The sequence below is a fragment of the Nonomuraea sp. NPDC049400 genome, assembly GCF_044466425.1.
In the GTDB taxonomy this organism is placed as follows: domain Bacteria; phylum Actinomycetota; class Actinomycetes; order Streptosporangiales; family Streptosporangiaceae; genus Nonomuraea.
Map to the genome: position 1 here is coordinate 1 of NZ_JBITMP010000079.1, position 18,533 is coordinate 18,533.

The window sequence follows — 18,533 nt, forward strand, 5'->3', positions numbered from 1 at the left end:
TCACCCTCGATGCGGATTCCCGCGCCCGCCGGATCGGTGATCTCGGCCCAGCGCACGTCGGCGCGAGTGCCGTTGTCCTGCGGGCGGACGTACGGCGTTTGCAGGTCGTCGACCGTGGCGTGGAAGCGGGCGATCCGCGCCGCCTGCCGCGAGTCGGGGTACGCTTCGCCGGGCCCGGCGCCGAACCACTGGACCTGCGACCATTCCTCGGGAAGCTGCCAGATGAGGCCGATGCGCGCCAGGGATGGTGCCTTGTCGCGGCGGAGGAGCTCCTCGCGCTCCTCCTCCGGCAGGTCGTGGTCCACCATCGCCTCGGCGAAGACATCCGCCCGTTCGGGCCAGTGGCCGAACGGCTCGGTGTGCACTCGCACCCGCACGTGCTGCCCGTCCGTGTCCCAGCGGTACGTGCTGAGGTAGCCGCAGTCGGAGTTGGCCGCCGAGCTGCGCACCACGACGGTCAGGCCCGCATCGCCCGGATCGACGGACACGGCGCGGTGGCGCAGCCGGTCCAGGCCGCGCCCCTTCCAGTACCGGGCGTCGCCCTGCGCCCATGCGGCGTCGTTGTCCGTAGGCGCGCGCCACAGCGCCAGCTGCGGGCCGTCAAAACGGTGGTCGCCGAGGCTGACCAGCGTCCCCGTACGTCGGTCGAAACGCGCCGGCCCGAGGACGATGTGCTCGCCGGCCGTCTCGACGGGTACCCGCCTATCCGCCAGGGCCGCGCGGGCACTGGTCCTGGTGGGCGGAATCTGGCCCCATGCCACCACATGGCCCTCGGGCGCCCAAGCGGTGGGCTTCGCCAGCTCAGCCTGCACGGTCAACCATCGTTCGCCTTCCTCGTACGCCTCGGGGATGGGGATCTCGATGCGCTCACCGGCGGCGACCTGCGGCAACGCGAGCGGGCCGCCGGCGATCGGGATCCCCTCCCGGGAAAGCGACCAGGTGAACCGCAGGTGGGACAGGTCCAGGAAGGCGTAGCGGTTGCGTATCGAGATGTGCCTTGGGCTGCCCGCCTCGATGACGACCGGCTCGTTGACCTTCTGATACTCCAGCATGCCCGGTGACGGAGTCCGGTCCGGGAACATGAGGCCGTCGCAGATGAAGTTCCCGTCATGCAGGTCCTCCCCGAAGTCGCCGCCGTAAGCGAAGAACTCACGGCCAAGGGCGTCGGTGGAGCGCAATCCCTGGTCCATCCACTCCCACACGAACCCGCCCTGGACGCGCGGGTGCTGTTCGCACAGCCGCATGTACTCCGCCAGGCCGCCGGGGCCGTTGCCCATCGCGTGCGCGAACTCGGTGTAGATGAAGGGCTTGCTGTTGCGCGGTTCGTCCGCCGGGTCGCCCGCGCCGTCGGTGGCCGGATAGAACATCTCCCCGGGCCGCAGCCGTCCCTGACCGATGCGGTGGACGACGGCCGGGGTGCGGTACATCTCGCCGTAGATGTCGACGTAGCGGGCCAGCCGGTCGCCTTCGTAGTGCACCGGCCGGGACGGGTCTCGTTGGTGGATCCACGCGGCCATCGCCTCAAGGTTCTGCCCGTCGCCGGCCTCGTTGCCGAGCGACCAGGAGATGACGCTGGGATGGTTCTTGTCGCGCTCCACGGTTCGCTGGATGCGATCCACATAGGCCTCACGCCACTGCGGATCGTCCGAGGGATTCCGCTGCCAGGGCTCGGGGCGCGTCTGCTCGAACCCGTGGGTCTCCAGGTCGCACTCCAGCATGACCCACAGGCCCAGTTCGTCGCAGAGATCCAGGAAGGCGGGGTGGGGCGGGTAGTGCGAGGTGCGGACGGCGTTGATGTTGTGCTGCTTCATCAGTTCCACGTCGCGGCGCATCAGCTCCTTGCTCACCACGCGCCCGCGATCGGGGTCGAACTCGTGCCGGTTGACGCCGCGCAGCACCACCCGCCGCCCGTTCACCGTCAGCACACCGGACTCGTTGATGGCGACGGTGCGGAAGCCGAACCGTACGCGCACCTGTTCGGCCGGGGTGGTGAGGGTGGCCTCGTACAGGAACGGGTCCTCCGCGCTCCACGGGCACACCTCGTCGAACGCGAACGTCTCCGTAGCGGGGGCGGCAACCACCCCGAGCAGCGGAATGCCGACCTCGACGGGCGCCCCCGCTTCCACCTCGAACCGCACACGCCCGCCCCCGCTGGAGACGTCATAGTCGGCCTGCACGAACACGTCCCGGATCCCGCCGACGGGCCGGGCCAGCAGTGCGACATCGCGGAAGATTCCGGACAGCCGCCAGGTGTCCTGGTCCTCCAGGTAGGTGCCCGAGGAGTACTGGTGGACCCTGACCGCCAGGACATTGCGCCCCGGACGCAGCGCCTCGGAGGCATCGAACTCCACCGGCAGGCGGCTGCCCCGGCTCACACCCAGCTCCACCCCGTTGAGCCAGACCCGCGCGCACGAGTCCACCCCCTCGAAGCGCACCACGGCATGCGTCCCGTCCCATGACCCGGGCAGATCGAAGACGCGGCGATAGTCACCGGTCTGGTTCTCGTCCGGAACGAACGGGGGGTCCAGCGGAATCGGGTAAGGGATGTTCAGATATGCCGGTTTGCCGTACCCATGAAGCTGCCAATGTGAGGGAACGGGAAGCCTGTCCCATCCCATGTCGTCGTAGCCGGGCAGCTCGAAGCCGTCCGGCTCGTCGAGTCCCGTCTCGGAGAAACGGAACGCCCAGTCGCCGTTCAGGTCGAGCCGCGGGGCGTCTGAAGCGAGGACGGCGCGCGGTGCCAGCCTGCCGTAGCCGGGCGAGAAGTCTTCGAAGTAGCGAGGGGACATGTCTCTCCTTCGGGTGAGACGAAAGTTTCTCGCGAAACCGTACTATCGAACAGCTCGTCCGGGAAGCACATGCCATACCGGCGATGACAGCCCTGCGCTCGCTGTGCATGCCGGCTGTGCCACGCTGGCCCGCATGGGTGCGGGAGGCGAAACAACCGTTTTCCAGCAGCGACGGACTTCTGGTAGCAGGTGAGCACAGAAAGTTTTCGGCGGACTTGCTCTATAGTTTCCTTGGTGTCAGTGATGATTTGTGGCCTGCCGCCCGCGTGGACAGGGCGCATCGCCAACGGTCCGGCCGCCCTGGTGCCCGGTGTGAGAATGGCCGGGACAGCCCGTGGGGGACCCGCCGCTGATGAGGAAGGGTGAACGTGACGGACAACCGACCGGGCGAACCAGCGGCCGACGAGCAGAGTGCGGGAGGTGACGGACCGGGGTCGGTCACCATCGCGTACATCGCCGAGTCCGCGGGCGTCTCGATCCCCACTGTGTCGAAAGTGCTCAACGGACGTTCGGGGGTTTCGGAGCGGACTCGTGCCCGTGTCGAAGAACTGATCAACCGGCATGGATACCGCAGGCCCTCGGGCAACAGGGGCAATGTCGTGGAACTCGTGTTCCGCGAGCTCGAGAACATGTGGGCCGTGGAGATCATCCGCGGTGTGGAGCGGGTGGCCCGCAAGAGCCGCGTCGGGGTCATGGTTTCGGAGTTCGGCCTCCATGACACGCCCGCAATGTCCATCGACGACACGGTCGGCCGGCGCCCTCGCTGCGTCCTGTCGGTGGCTCAGCTCTCGCCGCCCGAGCGGGAGAAGTTGAAGGCGAAAGGCATCCCGTTCGTCGTCTTCGACCCGATCGACGAGTTGCCGGACGACGTCCCCTTCGTGGGCGCCACCAACTGGAGGGGTGGCCAAGCGGCGACCCGGCACCTGCTCGAACTGGGACACCGCCGCATCGCCATGATCAGCGGCCCGGATCATCCCTTCTGCCGTGCCAGAGTGTCCGGCTATCTCTCCGCGCTGGCTGAAGCCGACGTTCCCGCGGATCCCGAACTCCTCGTCCGGACCCTTCTCACCCGCGAGGACGGCTGCGTCGCAGCGCGCGAACTCCTGTCCAAGCCTGACCGGCCGACCGCGATCTTCACCGCGAACGACATGCAAGCGCTCGGTGTCTACCAGGCCGCTCGCGAGCTCGGGCTGTCCATCCCCAGGGACCTGAGCGTGGTGGGCTTCGACGATGTTCCGGTCGTGGCCTGGGTCGACCCGTCTCTGACCACGGTTCACCAGCCGCTGAGCGAGATGGCGGCCGCCGCCACCGAACTGGCGCTGGCCATCGGCCGTGGGGAGCCGGTTCCCCAGGTGGGGCTGGAGATCGCGACAACCCTCACGGTCCGCGAAAGCACAGCACCGCCGAGGGGCTAAGCCGTTTCGGTGAGCAGGTCGACCAGTGCAGTCATGACCATGAGGCGCCGCGTGGCGCGCATCCGCTCCGGCTCCTGACCGATGACGGCGCGGCGACGCGCCGGACTCGCCGTCCCCGACCGCCTTCCGGTACCGCCCCTCGTCAGGAGAGCAGGGAGTCGCGTTGGCGGGCGGGTGCGGTGGTCCCGCGGAAGGAGATGGGTGAGGCGAGGAGGAGATCGCGGTGCGGGGCGGCGGGATCGGCGATGCGCTCGATGAGCAGCTCGACGGCGCGGGCACCGAGCCCGTCGGCGGGCATGTCGGCCGCGGTGAGCGGTGGATGCAGGTTCTCGGCCAGATGCCGTGGGGCGACGCCGGTGATGGAGAAGTCCCTTGGCACCGCCAGGCCGGCGTGCTCGATTCCGCGGTACAGGCCCGGCATGGCGGCCTCGTTGATGGTGGCGATGGCGGCCAGGCCAGGGTGCTCCGCGAGGAGCCGCTCGACGCAGGACACTCCGGATTGGGCGTCGTCGGCGCAGCATGTCTGCACGCCTTCCACGCCACGTTCGGCGATCGCGCGGCGGCTTCTGTGCCGCCTGCGGAGTGTGGCGTCCATATGTGACTCCTTGGTCGCGGAGGGGCGGGAGGCCGGCCGAACGGGCCGCGGGCGGGGAGCGCAGGTCAGCAGGGTGCGTTGGTCTGGGTGAGCAGGCCCATCCGCAAAGGGAGGCAGCCGCGATCCACGACCGGTCCATCGCCGGACGCGTCACCGTCGAGGGATCCTGCCGTTCACCACCGACTCCGGCAGGAGGTAGCCGCCTTGCGGACTCAGTGTGGAAACCGCCACAAAACATGTCAAGACCATGGACGAATCGATTCGATGGGATGATCGGGGCACAGCGGGGCCGTGCGCTGGCGCGCTCCAGGTCATGTCACGCCGCCGGCGGATGAACGTTTCATGCCCTCGCCCCGGCCCGCGACAGTGCGACCGCGTCCGGTCAGCCCTGATCAGGCCGCTTCGGCGCGCGGCGAAGCCGTGGACGGAGGGGGAGCAGGCCCTTGACGGATCTTCTCGCGTCATGTTTGCTCCGCCACACCACCACCTCAGCCGGCCAGCGTGGAAGGAGTACTGGATTCACCCAGGGTGTTGTTAACGCTAACAGACGACTATCGGGAGCCGCAGCCGGCATGTCGAGTCACGTCAGCACGAGTCCAAGTTGCCGATCCTTTCCCCCAGGAGGTTCCTCGTGTCCGCAGTAGGTGGGCGGGAGCGCAAGGGTGTTAGCGCAAACATTGCTACTCGGTTCGACCTGCTCCCTGACCGCCGCGAGGGGTTGAGCATGCGTACGTGGGGCCGATGGTGCGCCGCCGCGCTGATGGCCGTCGCCTTGGTGATAGCGGGCACGGCGATGGGGACGGGGGCCGCCGGCGCGGAGTCCAACGGCGGGGTGCGGGTCATGCCGCTGGGCGACTCGATCACCGAGGGCACGCAGGTGCCGGGCGGGTACCGGATCGGGTTGTGGCAGCGCCTGGCCGCCGGCCGCTACACGGTCGACTTCGTCGGGTCGCAGTTCAACGGGCCGGGCAGCCTGGGCGACCACGATCATGAGGGCCATCCCGGGTGGCGGATCGACCAGATCGACGCCAACATCACCGGCTGGCTGCGTACGTACACGCCGCGCACGGTGCTGCTGCACATCGGCACCAACGATGTCCTGCAGAACTACAACCTGGCCGGTGCCCCGCAACGGCTGTCCACGCTGATCGATCGCATCACCACAGCCGTGCCCAACGCGGACGTCTTCGTCGCGACGATCATCCCGCTCTCCAACTCCGGCCAGGAGTCGGCCGGCCGCACCTTCAACGCGGCGATCCCCGGCATCGTCCAGAGCAAGGTGAACAGCGGCAAACGTGTCCACCTGGTCGACATGCACAGCAAGTTGACCACCTCCGACCTGATCGACGGCATCCACCCCACCGCCGGCGGCTACGACAAGATGGCCGCCGCCTGGTACGACGCGCTTCAGTCGGTACCCGGCAGCATCGGCCAGCCGGGGGGCGGCACCCCCGGCCCAACTCCTCCGCCGGGTGCGATCAGAGGCGTGGGGTCGGGGCGGTGCCTGGATGTCTCCGGCGCCTCGCAGGCGAACGGCGCGCAGGTGCAGATCTGGGACTGCAACGGCCAGGCGAACCAGCAGTGGACGCAGACCGCGAGCGGTGAGCTGCGGGTCTTCGGCGGCAAGTGCCTGGATGTGTACGCCCGGGGCACCGCCGACGGCGCCAACGTCATCATCTGGGACTGCAACGGCCAGGACAACCAGCGGTGGCGCTTCAACTCCGACGGCACCATCACCGCCGTGGGGGCGAACAAGTGCCTGGACGTGCCGAACTACTCCACCGCCAACGGCGTCAGACTCCAGATCTGGTCCTGCAACGGCGGCGCCAACCAGCGTTGGACCCGCACCTGACCCATGACAGCCCTCGCCGGGGGCCGACGGTCCCGCTCCGCTTGACATTCCCTGACCCGGCACGGGACCACCCGCAATGAGCGAGGGCAGAGCGCCCCGGCCCCCAGGTGAACCTTCCAGAATCCCGGTAGGCAGAGGAATCAGATGCGCAGAATTCTTGGCTTAGCACTGGCGGCGGTACTGGCAGCCGGCTCCATCGTCGCGATCGGCGGCGAGACGTCGCCGGCCGTCGCCCTGGACAACGGCCTGGCCCGCACACCCCAGATGGGCTGGAACGACTGGAACAGCTTCGGTTGCAACGTCAACGACGGCCTGATCCGTCAGACGGCCGACGCCATGGTCTCCAGTGGCATGGCGGCGGCGGGCTACACCTACGTCAACATCGACGACTGCTGGTCCACCAGAAGCCGAAACTCCAACGGTGACCTGGTGCCGGATCCGCAGAAGTTCCCCAACGGCATCAAGGCCCTGGCCGACTACGTACACTCCAAAGGGCTCAAGCTCGGCATCTACTCCTCGGCCGGAACCACGACGTGCGCGGGGTACCCGGCCAGCCTGGGCAACGAGCGGCGGGACGCGGCCCTGTGGGCGTCCTGGGGGATCGACTACCTGAAGTACGACAACTGCGGTGACCATCAGGGCCTGAACGGGCAGCAGCGGTACACGGCCATGCGGGACGCGCTGGCCGCCACCGGCCGTCCGATCGTGTACAGCCTGTGCAACTGGGGCCAGGAGAGCGTGTGGACGTGGGGGATGCCTGTGGGCAACTCCTGGCGCAACACCGGCGACATCGCGGCGAACTGGAACTCGATCATGGGCATCCTGGACCAGCAGGTCGGGCTCGACGCGTACTCGGGCCCGGGCGGGTGGAACGACCCCGACATGCTGGAGGTGGGCGTCGGCGGGGTGACGGGGACCGAGGGCCGCGCGCACTTCAGCCTGTGGTCACTGCTGAACGCGCCGCTCCTCGCCGGAAACGACATCCGCACGATGAGCGCCGATACGCGCACCATCCTCACCAACACCGAGGTCATCGCGGTCAACCAGGACTGGGGCGGCAGGCAGGGCCACAAGATCAGCGACAACGGCAACCTGGAGGTCTGGCGCAAACCGATGTCGAACGGCTCGGTCGCGGTCGTCCTGCTCAACCGGGGCACCTCGACCTCGACCGTCTCCACCACCGCCTCTGCCCTGGGGCTGGGCTCCGCGGCCTCCTACTCGGTCCGCGACCTGTGGGCGCACACGACGTCCTCCTCGTCGGGGGCGATCAGCGCATCGGTCCCCGGGCACGGGGCGGCCATGTACGTCGTGACCGGAGGGGGCATCGTCACGCCCCCGCCCACGGGCGCGATCCGGGGTGCGGGGTCGGGCAAGTGTCTTGACGTCCCGAACTCTTCGCAGGCCAACGGCACGCAGGTGCAGATCTGGGACTGCAACGGCCAGGCCAACCAGCAGTGGACGCACACCGCGAGCGGTGAGCTGCGGGTCTTCGGCGGCAAGTGCCTGGATGTGTACAACCGGGGCACCGCCGACGGCACCAACGTCATCATCTGGGACTGCAACGGCCAGGACAACCAGCAGTGGCGCTTCAACTCCGACGGCACCATCACCGCCGTGGGGGCCAACAAGTGCCTGGACGTGCCGAACAACGCCACCGCCAACGGCACCAAGCTGACCATCTGGTCGTGCAACGGCGGCGCCAACCAACGCTGGACCCGCACCTGACCTGGCGCAGGCGCCCCGGCCACGACGCCATGAAACCGCCGTGTGGGTGCACCGCTGTGGTGGTGCACCCAACGCGTCTCGTCCGCCCGGAAGCTCGTTTCGGCGGTGATGAGCTTGGTGCTGGGCACGGAAGGCGTCTGGTCCCGCTCGTCCTTCGTGTAGCGGTAGTAGGTGTGGACGCCGATGCCGTACCCGTGCTCGCATCGCCTTGACCGGAGACAGGCAGCGCTCGTGCGGCGTGCTCACTCACAACGGTGGGCGGGGCAGCGGGCCCGGACAGCGTCGGCGGGCACAGACGTCTTTCATCCCTCCAAATATCGCAGGACAGCGGTGACCCTGCGGCTCACGCGGTCTGTCGGAGCCAAGTGGAGCTTGCCGAAGATGCTGCTGACGTGTTTGTGCACTGCGCCTTCCGTGATCAGCAGGCGCTCGGCGATCACGATGTTGCCGAGTCCTTCGGCCATCAGCGCGAGCACCTCTCGTTCCCTGGGGGTGAGCCGGTCCAACGGTCCACTTCGGCGGGTGAACAGCTGGGCGATCACTTCAGGGTCGATGGCCACGCCGCCGGCGGCTACCCGCTCCAGCGCGTCGAGGAACTCCTTGAACTGCCCTACTCGCTCCTTGAGGAGGTAGCCCACGCTACGGGCGCCATCGGCCAGCAGTTCGGTGGCGAACGCCTGCTCGACGTAGGCCGAAAGCACAAGCACGGCGAGCTCGGGGTGTGACCGCCTGGCCTCTACCGCGGCTTTGATCCCTTCGTCGGTGTGGGTGGGCGGCATGCGTACGTCCACCACCGCCACGTCGGGACGGTGCTCGGCGACTGCGGCGAGGAACTCCTGCGGGTTCGAGACGGCTGCGGCCACCTCGAAGCCTTCGCCGTCGAGCAGCATGACCAGGCCTTCGCGCAGCAGGGCGTCGTCCTCGGCGATCACGATTCGCATGGTAGTTCCACCTTCATTCTCGTCGGACCGCCGTGGGGACTGGTCAACGTGAGGGAGCCGTCGTGGGCTTCGACGCGTCGGCGGATGCCGGCCAGGCCTGACCCGTCGCGTTCGTGCGCGCCTCCGGCCCCGTCGTCCTCCACCTCTATCCGGAGAATCCGGCCATGTCTGGTCGTCTCCACCCGTACGCGGGTGGCCCCGCTGTGCTTGGCGGCGTTGGTCAGCGCCTCCGCGACCGTGAAGTAGGCGGTCGCTTCCACGGAAAGGGGCAGGTGCCCGAGCTCGCCCTCCTTCAGGTCGCAGGGGATGGGGCAGCCGGCGGCGAGCGCGCTCAGCGCGCCGGCGAGGCCCTTGTTCTCCAGGATCGGCGGCAGGATGCTGCGGACGACGCCGCGCAGCTCGGCCACCGCCTGCTCGGCCGCCGCCTGGACGCGGTCAAGTGCGGGGCCCACGTCGGCCACGTCACGTTCCAGCGCTCGCTTCGCGGCCGTGGCCATGACGACGACTGCGAGGAGCCTGTTCTGCGCGCCATCGTGGAGTGCGCGCTCGATCCGGCGTAGCTCGGCCGCGTGGGCGGTGAGCGCGCCGGCCCGGGTGGCGGTCAGCCGGGCGACCCGCTCAGAGAGGTCGACGGACGGGTGTGGGCTGAGGAGCCGCCGGCCGGGCAGGGACTGAAGGCGCGCGATCGGGCCACCGCACAGCATGCTGGCCGCCAGCCAGATGAAACCCGACAGGCCGACTGCGACAACGCCTGGCCAGGTATGCACGGCGATGCCGAGTGAGGAGCCGACCTCGCCGTCGGGCAGGAGGTGCCACGACAGGGGGAACGAGGCGTCGCGAAGTCCCATGATGGGCAGGATGATCCCCAGCAAGCCGAGCAGAAGCCCCAGCGTGCTGTGGATGGCGAGCCAGATCAGGTCGCGCCAGGTGGCCGGATCGGTGTGCCAGCCCTTGGCGGGCCTCGTGGCCGGATAAGGGCTGACCACTTGATCGCCCCAGCGACCCAGCCGGGCCCGCTCCCTTTCTGCCACGGCCCTGGTCACCGACAGCATCGGCCGCACCATCGGCAGGCCGATCCCGATCAGGCAGGCGGTTCCCACCAGCACCCAGCCGACCACCGTCACCAAGGCCAGCAGGGCCGTGCCGAGCCCACCCGCGAGGCGGTCCAGCGCCTCGAAGGCATCACGCGTCACAGCGACACTCTAGGTGAGCCGCAAGGCGCGGACACTCCAGCCAGCTCCACCACGGTTGGCCAGCTGACAGGATCCCCTCGGCCGAGGCTTGTCCCTAAGGTCCCTCGACATGGACGATCCCTACCGCATCGAACCCCAAGGACGGCGGCGGCCCGCGCGGCGGCGGAACGGCTGGGCTCTGCGCGCCCTGCTGTGGGCGATCCTCGTCATCGCCATATCCGTCAATATCGTCGCCAGCACCATCGGCCGTGGCAGCCTGCTCGTCGGACTCCCCTCCGGGCTGATCGCGGTCGCCTGCATCGCAGGCCTCATTGTCCACCACATCAGATCGGGCCGCCGGTGAGCCAGACCGTCATCACCTTGGAGAGGGTCACCAAGACGTACGGCGACGTCCGCGCGCTCGGCGAGGTCACGCTCTCTTTCCCGCGCGGGAGGTTCGTCGCCGTGATGGGCCCGTCGGGATCGGGCAAGAGCACGCTGCTCAATTGCGCGGCGGGCCTGGATGCGCCCACCTCGGGCTCGGTGGTGATCGGCGGCGTGGACCTCGGCGGGTTGTCGGAGACCAGGCGGACCGAATTGCGTAGGAGGCATGTTGGATTCGTCTTCCAGTCCTACAACCTGCTGCCCGCACTCAGCGTGGCGGACAACATCACGCTGCCGCTGAGGCTGGCCGGCATGCGACCGGACCACGCCTGGCTGCGTGAACTCGTGGAGCGGGTCGGCCTGCGTGACCGGCTCCGCCACCGGCCCGCTGAGCTGTCGGGCGGGCAAGAGCAGCGCGCGGCGATCGTGCGCGCCCTTGCCGCCCGTCCCGATGTGGTGTTCGCCGACGAACCCACGGGCGCTCTGGACCGAATCAGCGCGGCGCGCGTGCTGGACCTGTTGCGGGAGTTGGTCGACGACCTGGGCCAGACCGTGATCATGGTCACGCACGACCCGGTCGCCGCCGCACGGGCCCACCAGACGCTGGTCATGGTGGACGGGAAGGTGGTGGATGTGCTGCGCGCCCCGTCCGCCGACGATCTCGCGGCACGGCTCGCGGGGCTCAACGGCGAGCCGCGCGTCACCCGGATCGGGGACCGCCCGTGATCAGAACGTCCCTGGCGTTGGCCGGAATCGGCGGTCTGGCCGCGGTGTTCTTCGCCGTGCTGGGCGGGATGGCGCTGGCCACCGCGGCCGGGGTGGTCGCGGAGTCGGGGTTGCGTTCGAGCGTCGCCACGCAGCGGCTCGGACGTGCCGACGTGGTGGTGTCGGCGAGGCAGTCCCTGCCGCGGAAGGAAGATCTGCCGGTGGCGTTGCCGGAACGCGCCGTCCTGCCGACATCCCTCATCGCCCGGCTTGCCCGGTTCCCGGGGGTGGCTGCCGCCACCGGCGACGTGAGCTTTCCTGCCGCCGTCATCCCGGGTTCGGATGTGCCCGCGGTCGAAGGCGATCCGGCGACCGCAGGACATGGGTGGTCGTCGCTCGCGTTCACCGGATCGTTGCGGGCCGGCCGCGCGCCCCGCGATCCCGGCGAGGTCGCGCTCCGGCAGGCACGGCTCGGCCAGGAGGTCCGGCTGATGGTGGGCGGCCGGCCGGGCCACTACCGGGTGACCGCGCTGGTCGACGCTCCCGGCCTGTACGTCGCCGACGCCACGGCGACCGAGCTGGCCGGCAGGACCTCCGGGCCACGCGCGAGCACTGTCGACCTCGTCATCCTGCGCCTCGCCCCCGGTGCGAACACCGAGGCCGTGGCGGCCGGGCTGCGCGAGCTCCTCGGCGAACGGTACGAGGTCGCGACAGGACGGTTCATAGGCGACGCCGAATCGCCCGGCATGGCCGCCGCCCGGGAACTGCTCATCGTGCTGTCGGGTTCGATCGGAGGCATCAGCCTGCTCGTCGTCGGGTTCGTGGTCGGCGGCAGCCTGTCGCTGTCGGTCAACCGGCAGCGCCGCGACCTGGCTCTGCTCCGGGCCGCAGGTGCCACCCCACGCCAGGTCAGGCGGACGATCGCGATCCAGGCCGCCGTGGCCGCCACGGCGGCGCTGGCCCCCGGGCTCCTGCTCGGCTACCACCTGGCCGGGCGATTCGGCGACCTGCTCGTGTCGACAGGCGCGCTTCCCGCCGCGTTGTTCCTCGTTTACAGCCCGCTCCCCGCGCTGGCGGCGGTGCTGCTGCTGGCGGCGGTGGTGAGGATCTCCGCGTGGGCCGCCTCGCTGCGGGTGTCGCGGGCGTCGGTGCCGGGAGGCTTGGCCGAGTCGCGGAGCGAGCCGCGAGAGCCCTCGAAGGCCCGGACCGCCGTCGGCTTGCTCCTGATGCCGGCCTCGTTCGTCCTGTCGGTCATCCCGCTACTGGTCCGCACGGAGGCGGCGGTGATCGGCCCGGCGAACGCGGCCCTGCTGGCAGTGATCGGACTGGCGCTGGCGGGCCCCCATCTGGTGCGCACGGTGACAGGTGCGCTCGCCGACCGGCTGCCCTCCCGGATTTCCGCCGCCGCCTGGCTCGCTGTCAACAACGCCCGAGGCTGCGCGCTCAGGACAGCGGGTGCCGTCGCGGCCATGGCCATGGTGGTCACGCTCGGGCTAAGCTTCGCGCTCACCCAGACCACGATCATGACCGCCAAGGCCGACGAGGCCGCGCTCGGCCTGCGCGGCCTGCTCGCCGTTACGGCCGACCGCCTCGGCGGCATCCCTGACGGGCTCCTGCCTGACGTACGCGGGGTGCCCGGCGTGCTCGGCGCCGCGCCCGTCGCCACGACCACCGTGCTCACCCGTGAGTTCGCCTTCGGCGACGATCCAGGCCTTCAGGACAGGACCGCCCTTGTCCTCGGGCCCGACGCGCACGGAGTGGTCGACCTCGACGTCTCCCACGGCAGCCTCAGGGAGCTCGTAGGAGCCTCGATCGCCGTGGACGAGCACGTGGGCGCGGTGGGGGAGAGCCGCGAGTTCGTCATGGGCGACGGTGCGACGGTCAAAGCCCGTGTGGTGGCCACCTACCGGCGTGCGCTCGGCTTCGGCCCGCTGGTCGTCTCCCGTGATCTCGCTGCCGGTCACACGACGGGGGGACTCGCTTCGGCGATCCTGATACGGCCTGCCGTCTCGGGCGCTCCCGACTTCGGCGACCTGCTCGCGCGATGGCCCGGAGTGAAAGCGACCGAGAGTCCGCCGATCGCGCAAGCGGGCGCCTTCCCTGCCGAGGTCGTGGCGAACCTGGCGGTTCTCGTCGTCCTCCTGGGTTATGTGCTCGTCGCGGTCGCCAATCGGTTGGTGGCGACCACGACGGCCCGGCGGGAGGAATTCCGTGCACTGCTCCGCCTGGGGGCCACACCCGGCCAGCTCCGCAGGATGCTTCGCTGGGAGGCCGTGCTGACCGCCGGGGCCGCGGCAGGAGCCGGCGTGGCATTGGCCGCTGTCCCGCTGACCACGTTGAGCGTGAGCTTCCTCGGACGTCCGTGGCCCGCCGGGCCCTTGTGGCTGGTCCCTGCCAGCGCCCTGCTGGTCGCCGTGGTGGTCTGGCTGGCCACCGCCCTACCGGCCAGACGCGCATACACAGGCAGCCGCTGACGCGATGTGGTTGGTCGCCGGGCACGACACGTGCCGGCGATTCTCTCGCGAGGCGACGAGGAAAGGCCCGGGCCATCCGAGGAGGCTGCATTCATCGCTCATGACGGAGGAGTCTTCATGTCTCTGGACAAAGGACGCTGGCGGGATCGGCTCGCCCACCTGATGGCCGCACGGCGTGCCCGGGGCCGCGCTGGCTGTTCATCGCCGCGGCGAACAGCTCTCTGTCGCGGCGGGTGTCCTCAACCTCGACACGGGGGTGGACGCGACCGGCGACTCGGTCTTCCAGCTCGGCTCGGTGGGCAAGGCGTACACGGCGGCACTCGTTGTCCGGCTGGTCGAGGAGGGGCTGCTCGACCTCGACACGCCCGTGCTGTCCTACCTGCCCGGGTTTCGAGTGGCTGACGCTGAGGTGACGAAGACCGTGACGTTGCGTCACCTTCTCGGCCATACCTCGGGCATCGACGGCGACCATTTCCTGGACACCGGCAGGGGGGACGATGCCCTGGAACGGTACGTGGAATCATGCGCGGGACTGCGGCAGGCGCATCCGCTGGGCGCGATCATGTCGTACGGCAACAGCGGCTACGCGATCATCGGCCGGGTCGTAGCAGGTGACCGGCTGCGCGTTCGACGTCCCTGCTCGCCGACTGGGACGGCTTGGCCGTCGCGGGGCACGACGGCAGCACCGTCGGCCAGGGCGCCATGATGCGCTTCGCGCCGGATGCGGACATCGCCGTCGCGCGGTCGCACCACCGGCCCGGTGTTTCTGGCCGACCGGCGCGCCTCCGCCTCCGGGAGCCGAGCGCCGGCGGCCTCCGGCATCTGCCCCCCACCAGGCGAGGCCGGCTGACCTGCACTTCCTGAGGTCGCAGACGACTGTCGCTGAGGTGCTCGCACGGATACGCTATGCGGGCAAGTGAGCCCGCTGGAAGGCGATTACGCCGCAGCGGCATCCCGCTCTTCATCAGGGTCGGACTCCAGGGTGTGCCTCGTGTCGAGGCCCTCCACCTGGGCGAGCAGGGCTACGAGCTGGTCGCGGAGGCGAAGGCGGGCACGGTGCTCACGCTCGAGCAGCCTTCCCCCGTCTCCTTCGATCCAGAGATGTTGACCGGGCCGCGATCTCAATGACCCACTGCTGGTGGCTTCGATAGGCGCGAGAGCGTCTGCGCCGGGTTTTGGCTAGTAAAAAGGATTTGTCAGAAGGGCGACGCATGGGTAGCTTCGCCGTCCATGACCCCGACTCTGCGCACTGAGCGCCTGCTGTTGGAGCCGTACTCCCCCGAAGACCAGGAAGACTTCGTCACCCTGTTCCAGGACCGGAGGGTTTCGCAGTGGATGGGCGACGGCCCTGCTACCGCGGCGGAGGACCGTGCCCTGTTCGGACGGATCTTCACAAAGGTCTATGCCCAGGATCTGTTCGACGTCTGGGCCGTTCGCCGGAACGGCCTCTTGATCGGACACGCCGAGATCAAGCCGACCGACGTGACCCAAGGCTACGAGATCATCTACGCCCTGGCCCCTGATGTGTGGGGATCGGGCCTGGGGAGGGAACTGGCCGAGGCGATCGTCGCCTACGGCTTCGACACCCTGGGGCTCACGGAGGTGCACGCCACCGTAGCGGCGTCGAACAGTGCCTCGCTGGCTGTGCTGAACAAGATTGGCTTCGAGCACGTCCGGGACATTGCCGAAGATGACGGCGGCACCACTCGCGTGCTGACGCGCCGCCGAGCCGCGCAGCCGCAGCCCACCTGGCAGGAGTGAATGGATTGGCGGCTCGGCGACGCACTAGCTTGATCTTCAGCGTGTGCGTCGTGGACGCGGGTTAGCGGACTGCTTGGTTCTTGGTTTCTTCGCCGGGGTCCGCGCTGGTCAGGCCGGTCGCGGTGGGCACGTCGTGGCGTGGAGCCGGTTGGTGTTGCGGCGGCCGGGTGACAGACGCTGCGGCACAGCGGGTCTCTCCCCGGGGCGGCGTAGGTCAGCGGTCAGGCGGAAGGTGTGCTCGCTGCCGTGGCACGGCGGCCGACCGTTGGTCCCGGCGACCCGTGCTGGAGCGGGCCGGCGCAGCACGCGATCCGAGCGCATGCGGGCCAGGATCTGCACCGGAAGATCACGCAGCAGCCACGTCAGGCGCGGCCCGTCACAGCCGGCGTCGGCCACGATGAGGATGTCCGCATCACCGGCCCGCCACTGCCTGGCAGCCATCAACCGCCCCACGACATCGCGCAGCTGAGCGGCGGTCACCACGTCCAGGTCATCGCCGTGCGCCAGCCGGAGCGCATCCAGCGGCGCGGTCCAGGAACTGTGGCCGGCCTCCAGCGCCACCACGAACGAGTACGGCCAGCTCGGGATCATGATGTGCTGGTCGCGGAAGGCGACCTCTTCCAGCGCCGACGGCAGCGCTCCCTCGGCGGGGAACTGCTCGAATCGGTCCAGCGTGCGTGTGCGGCTGGCCGGGGCTGTGATCGCGAAGGGGGACTGCTTAGGTCCTGCCACCTGCTCCAACCTCTTCCACGGGAGTGATCAACCACCCGCGGCTGATAGGTGTTTCGGACCGGATCTGGTGCATTGGCTCTGACGCGGAAGGCAACCGAGGGTTGACGAGAATCTGCCGTATAAATTCCTGCCGTTGTGTCGATCCGGCGGAAATTTCCTCGATGAAACAAGAGAGCGATCTAGACCCTTGATTCTGGTATCTCGTATTGTCACCGCATGACGACTGCACTCTGCGTACCGCAATGGCAAGGATCGGCGTCGAGCAAGGCGCCGCGGCTGATGGCCGGCGCTCGCCGCGCCGCCGAGCTCGTTCCGGCGGACACGGTGGTGACCGTGCCAGTGCTTGAAACGGGCGGGGACAAGGCCGCCGGGATCCGCGCGTACGACGTGCTCGTTGAGAACCAGCGGCTGACGCGGAAGGCACTGGAGGGCATCGACGACCGTGTGATCACTGTCGGCGGCGATTGCGCGGTCGACATCCCGCCGATCACCGCTGCCCACACTCGCTATGGGGATGCATTGACGGTGTTGTGGATCGATGCTCACCCGGACGTCTACAGCCCTCACACGCTGCCATCGGGGGCCTTCCACGGGATGGTGGTGCGCGCCCTGCTAGGAGACGGGCCGACCGGCCTCACGCTGGAGCAACCGCTGGCACCGCATCAGGTGATCATCGCCGGAGAGCGAGCGGGTGACGCGTCCGAGCACGAGTACCTCGCGAAGACCGGCCTGCGCAGATATGGCGTAGACGACCTGGAGCGCGCACTCGACCATCTGCGCGGCCCCGTGTACGTCCACATCGACCTCGACGTCCTGGAGCCCACTGCCTTCGGCGCAACCTGCTACCCGGAGCCGAACGGCGTGCAGCCGCAGCGACTGGTCGACCTCATCTCCCAGGTGGACGACATCGTCGGGGCAGCCATCACCGAACACGCGCCATCCAGCGACGACGTCAACCCCGCCGAGGCCGATGTGATCCGCCTGCTGGGCGCCGCGCTGACGCGCTGACGGGCGACTTGTCCTCGGTTCCTCCATCGGCCCTTGTCGCGATGGAAGTGGTCCATGGGCTGGACCTTGGGGAGGCTGTTGCGGAGGGCGGTTAGAGAGATGAACGCTTGGTGGGTGCCGAGTTCTTCAGGGGTGGGTCCTCCCGGCGTTGGCGTGTCAGCAAGGCGTTCGGCCAGCGCGGCGATGGCGTCGCGATCGCCCTCGACCCCGACCTGGAGACCGGCAAGGGCCAGGCGCTCGGCCGGGCCTTGGCGCGTTCGGCGGGCTTGGTGAAGAGCATGGCGATCAGCGACATCCCGGCCCGGCTCAAGCAGCCACATCCGCACATGCACTTTCAGATCAGCAGCAGAGTCTTTCCAACGGCGTTGCGCGACTCGGCGCCGCTGCGCCTCCGCAGGATCGATCACCGTGACCGTCCCGCTGGAGGCGCCGTGAATGGAAAAGCGGCCATCGTCCGCTGTCACCTCGAACGCGACCCGGCCGATTTCACCGCCGACCCCGTCGAACCCACATCGGGGCCTGTGCCACCGGTGGCCTCACGTACCTGCTCCGTCCAGTCAGGACGGGAGTAATCGACCACGGATGCCGCGCCCAGATCGCGGACCGCGTCCAGCTTCTGGATGCCACGCGCGGCGCCGATGACCTTGGCGCCGGCGGCGTGCGCCAGTTGCACCAGCAGGCTTCCGGCACCGCCGCCCGCCGCCTCGACCGGCAGCCAGTCGCCGGGGAGTATGCGGGCTTTCTCGACCAGGCCCAGCGCCGTGCTGCCGTCGGTGTGCAGAGCGACGGCGTCGGTGAGGTCCAGCTCGTCCGGTACCGGGATCAGGTCCTCCGTCAACGCCGCCGCACGCTCGGTGAAGCCGCCGGTCTCCCCGGTACCCGCCAGCACACGCCGACCTGACCAGCTCGAGTCCACCCCTTCCCCGACCGCGCTCACGCGTCCGGTCACCATGCTGCCCGGCACGTACGGCAGTTCAGGC

General features: G+C 69.2%; 16 protein-coding genes. 10 read left to right on the top strand and 6 right to left on the bottom strand.

Annotated elements, in window-relative coordinates:
• On the bottom strand, positions 1 to 2,789 hold a 2,789-nt coding region (locus ACIBVN_RS55820; protein WP_397150242.1), incomplete at its 3' end, for a glycoside hydrolase family 2 TIM barrel-domain containing protein.
• A gap of 368 nt (positions 2,790 to 3,157) precedes the next feature.
• Here ACIBVN_RS55820 and ACIBVN_RS55825 point away from each other — a divergent pair.
• On the top strand, positions 3,158 to 4,204 hold the full coding sequence (locus ACIBVN_RS55825) for a LacI family DNA-binding transcriptional regulator (RefSeq protein ID WP_397150244.1): 1,047 nt from the start codon (positions 3,158 to 3,160) through the stop codon (positions 4,202 to 4,204).
• 142 nt (positions 4,205 to 4,346) lie between these two features.
• Here ACIBVN_RS55825 and ACIBVN_RS55830 read toward each other — a convergent pair whose 3' ends face one another.
• A complete protein-coding gene (locus ACIBVN_RS55830) occupies positions 4,347 to 4,799 on the bottom strand; it encodes a substrate-binding domain-containing protein (protein ID WP_397150246.1) in 453 nt (150 codons plus the stop codon).
• 724 nt (positions 4,800 to 5,523) lie between these two features.
• Here ACIBVN_RS55830 and ACIBVN_RS55835 point away from each other — a divergent pair.
• Complete coding sequence (locus ACIBVN_RS55835; RefSeq protein ID WP_397150248.1) at positions 5,524 to 6,651, top strand: lectin; 1,128 nt, start codon at positions 5,524 to 5,526, stop codon at positions 6,649 to 6,651.
• 144 nt (positions 6,652 to 6,795) lie between these two features.
• Positions 6,796 to 8,376: a lectin gene (locus ACIBVN_RS55840; protein WP_397150250.1), complete on the top strand. Its 1,581-nt coding sequence runs from the start codon at positions 6,796 to 6,798 to the stop codon at positions 8,374 to 8,376.
• A 302-nt stretch (positions 8,377 to 8,678) separates the two neighbouring features.
• On the opposite strand, the gene ACIBVN_RS55845 is transcribed toward ACIBVN_RS55840, so the two are convergent.
• Together ACIBVN_RS55845 and ACIBVN_RS55850 are read right to left on the bottom strand one after the other, a co-directional pair.
• Positions 8,679 to 9,317, bottom strand: coding sequence for a response regulator (locus ACIBVN_RS55845; RefSeq protein WP_397150252.1), 639 nt, complete (start codon positions 9,315 to 9,317; stop codon positions 8,679 to 8,681).
• Positions 9,305 to 10,510, bottom strand: a complete 1,206-nt coding sequence (locus ACIBVN_RS55850) for a sensor histidine kinase (RefSeq protein WP_397150254.1) — start codon at positions 10,508 to 10,510, stop codon at positions 9,305 to 9,307. The genes ACIBVN_RS55845 and ACIBVN_RS55850 overlap by 13 nt, the downstream gene beginning before the upstream one ends.
• Positions 10,511 to 10,619: 109 nt before the next feature.
• On the opposite strand from ACIBVN_RS55850, the gene ACIBVN_RS55855 reads away from it, so the two are divergent.
• From ACIBVN_RS55855 to ACIBVN_RS55880, 6 genes are all read left to right on the top strand, one after another.
• The gene (locus tag ACIBVN_RS55855; protein ID WP_397150256.1) at positions 10,620 to 10,853 is read left to right on the top strand and encodes a hypothetical protein; all 234 of its coding nucleotides are present in this window, start codon (positions 10,620 to 10,622) and stop codon (positions 10,851 to 10,853) included.
• Positions 10,850 to 11,599 (top strand): ABC transporter ATP-binding protein, encoded by a 750-nt coding sequence (locus ACIBVN_RS55860; RefSeq protein ID WP_397150258.1) that lies wholly within the window; start codon positions 10,850 to 10,852, stop codon positions 11,597 to 11,599. Before ACIBVN_RS55855 ends, ACIBVN_RS55860 begins: the two co-directional genes overlap by 4 nt.
• A complete protein-coding gene (locus ACIBVN_RS55865) occupies positions 11,596 to 14,052 on the top strand; it encodes an ABC transporter permease (protein WP_397150260.1) in 2,457 nt (818 codons plus the stop codon). Before ACIBVN_RS55860 ends, ACIBVN_RS55865 begins: the two co-directional genes overlap by 4 nt.
• 175 nt (positions 14,053 to 14,227) lie before the next feature.
• Positions 14,228 to 14,758 (top strand): serine hydrolase domain-containing protein, encoded by a 531-nt coding sequence (locus tag ACIBVN_RS55870; RefSeq protein ID WP_397150262.1) that lies wholly within the window; start codon positions 14,228 to 14,230, stop codon positions 14,756 to 14,758.
• Positions 14,759 to 15,036: 278 nt separating this feature from the next.
• A complete protein-coding gene (locus ACIBVN_RS55875; RefSeq protein ID WP_397150264.1) occupies positions 15,037 to 15,180 on the top strand; it encodes a hypothetical protein in 144 nt (47 codons plus the stop codon).
• Between the two features lie 102 nt (positions 15,181 to 15,282).
• Entirely contained in the window at positions 15,283 to 15,813 is a 531-nt protein-coding gene (locus tag ACIBVN_RS55880) for a GNAT family N-acetyltransferase (RefSeq protein WP_397150266.1), read from the top strand.
• Positions 15,814 to 15,921: 108 nt separating this feature from the next.
• Here ACIBVN_RS55880 and ACIBVN_RS55885 read toward each other — a convergent pair whose 3' ends face one another.
• Positions 15,922 to 16,545 (bottom strand): transposase, encoded by a 624-nt coding sequence (locus tag ACIBVN_RS55885; protein WP_397150268.1) that lies wholly within the window; start codon positions 16,543 to 16,545, stop codon positions 15,922 to 15,924.
• 216 nt (positions 16,546 to 16,761) lie between these two features.
• Between ACIBVN_RS55885 and ACIBVN_RS55890 the strand changes: the two genes are divergently transcribed.
• On the top strand, positions 16,762 to 17,553 hold the full coding sequence (locus ACIBVN_RS55890; protein WP_397150270.1) for an arginase family protein: 792 nt from the start codon (positions 16,762 to 16,764) through the stop codon (positions 17,551 to 17,553).
• Positions 17,554 to 18,013: 460 nt separating this feature from the next.
• Here ACIBVN_RS55890 and ACIBVN_RS55895 read toward each other — a convergent pair whose 3' ends face one another.
• Positions 18,014 to 18,505 (bottom strand): zinc-binding dehydrogenase, encoded by a 492-nt coding sequence (locus tag ACIBVN_RS55895; RefSeq protein WP_397150294.1) that lies wholly within the window; start codon positions 18,503 to 18,505, stop codon positions 18,014 to 18,016.
• Positions 18,506 to 18,533: the final 28 nt, after the last annotated feature.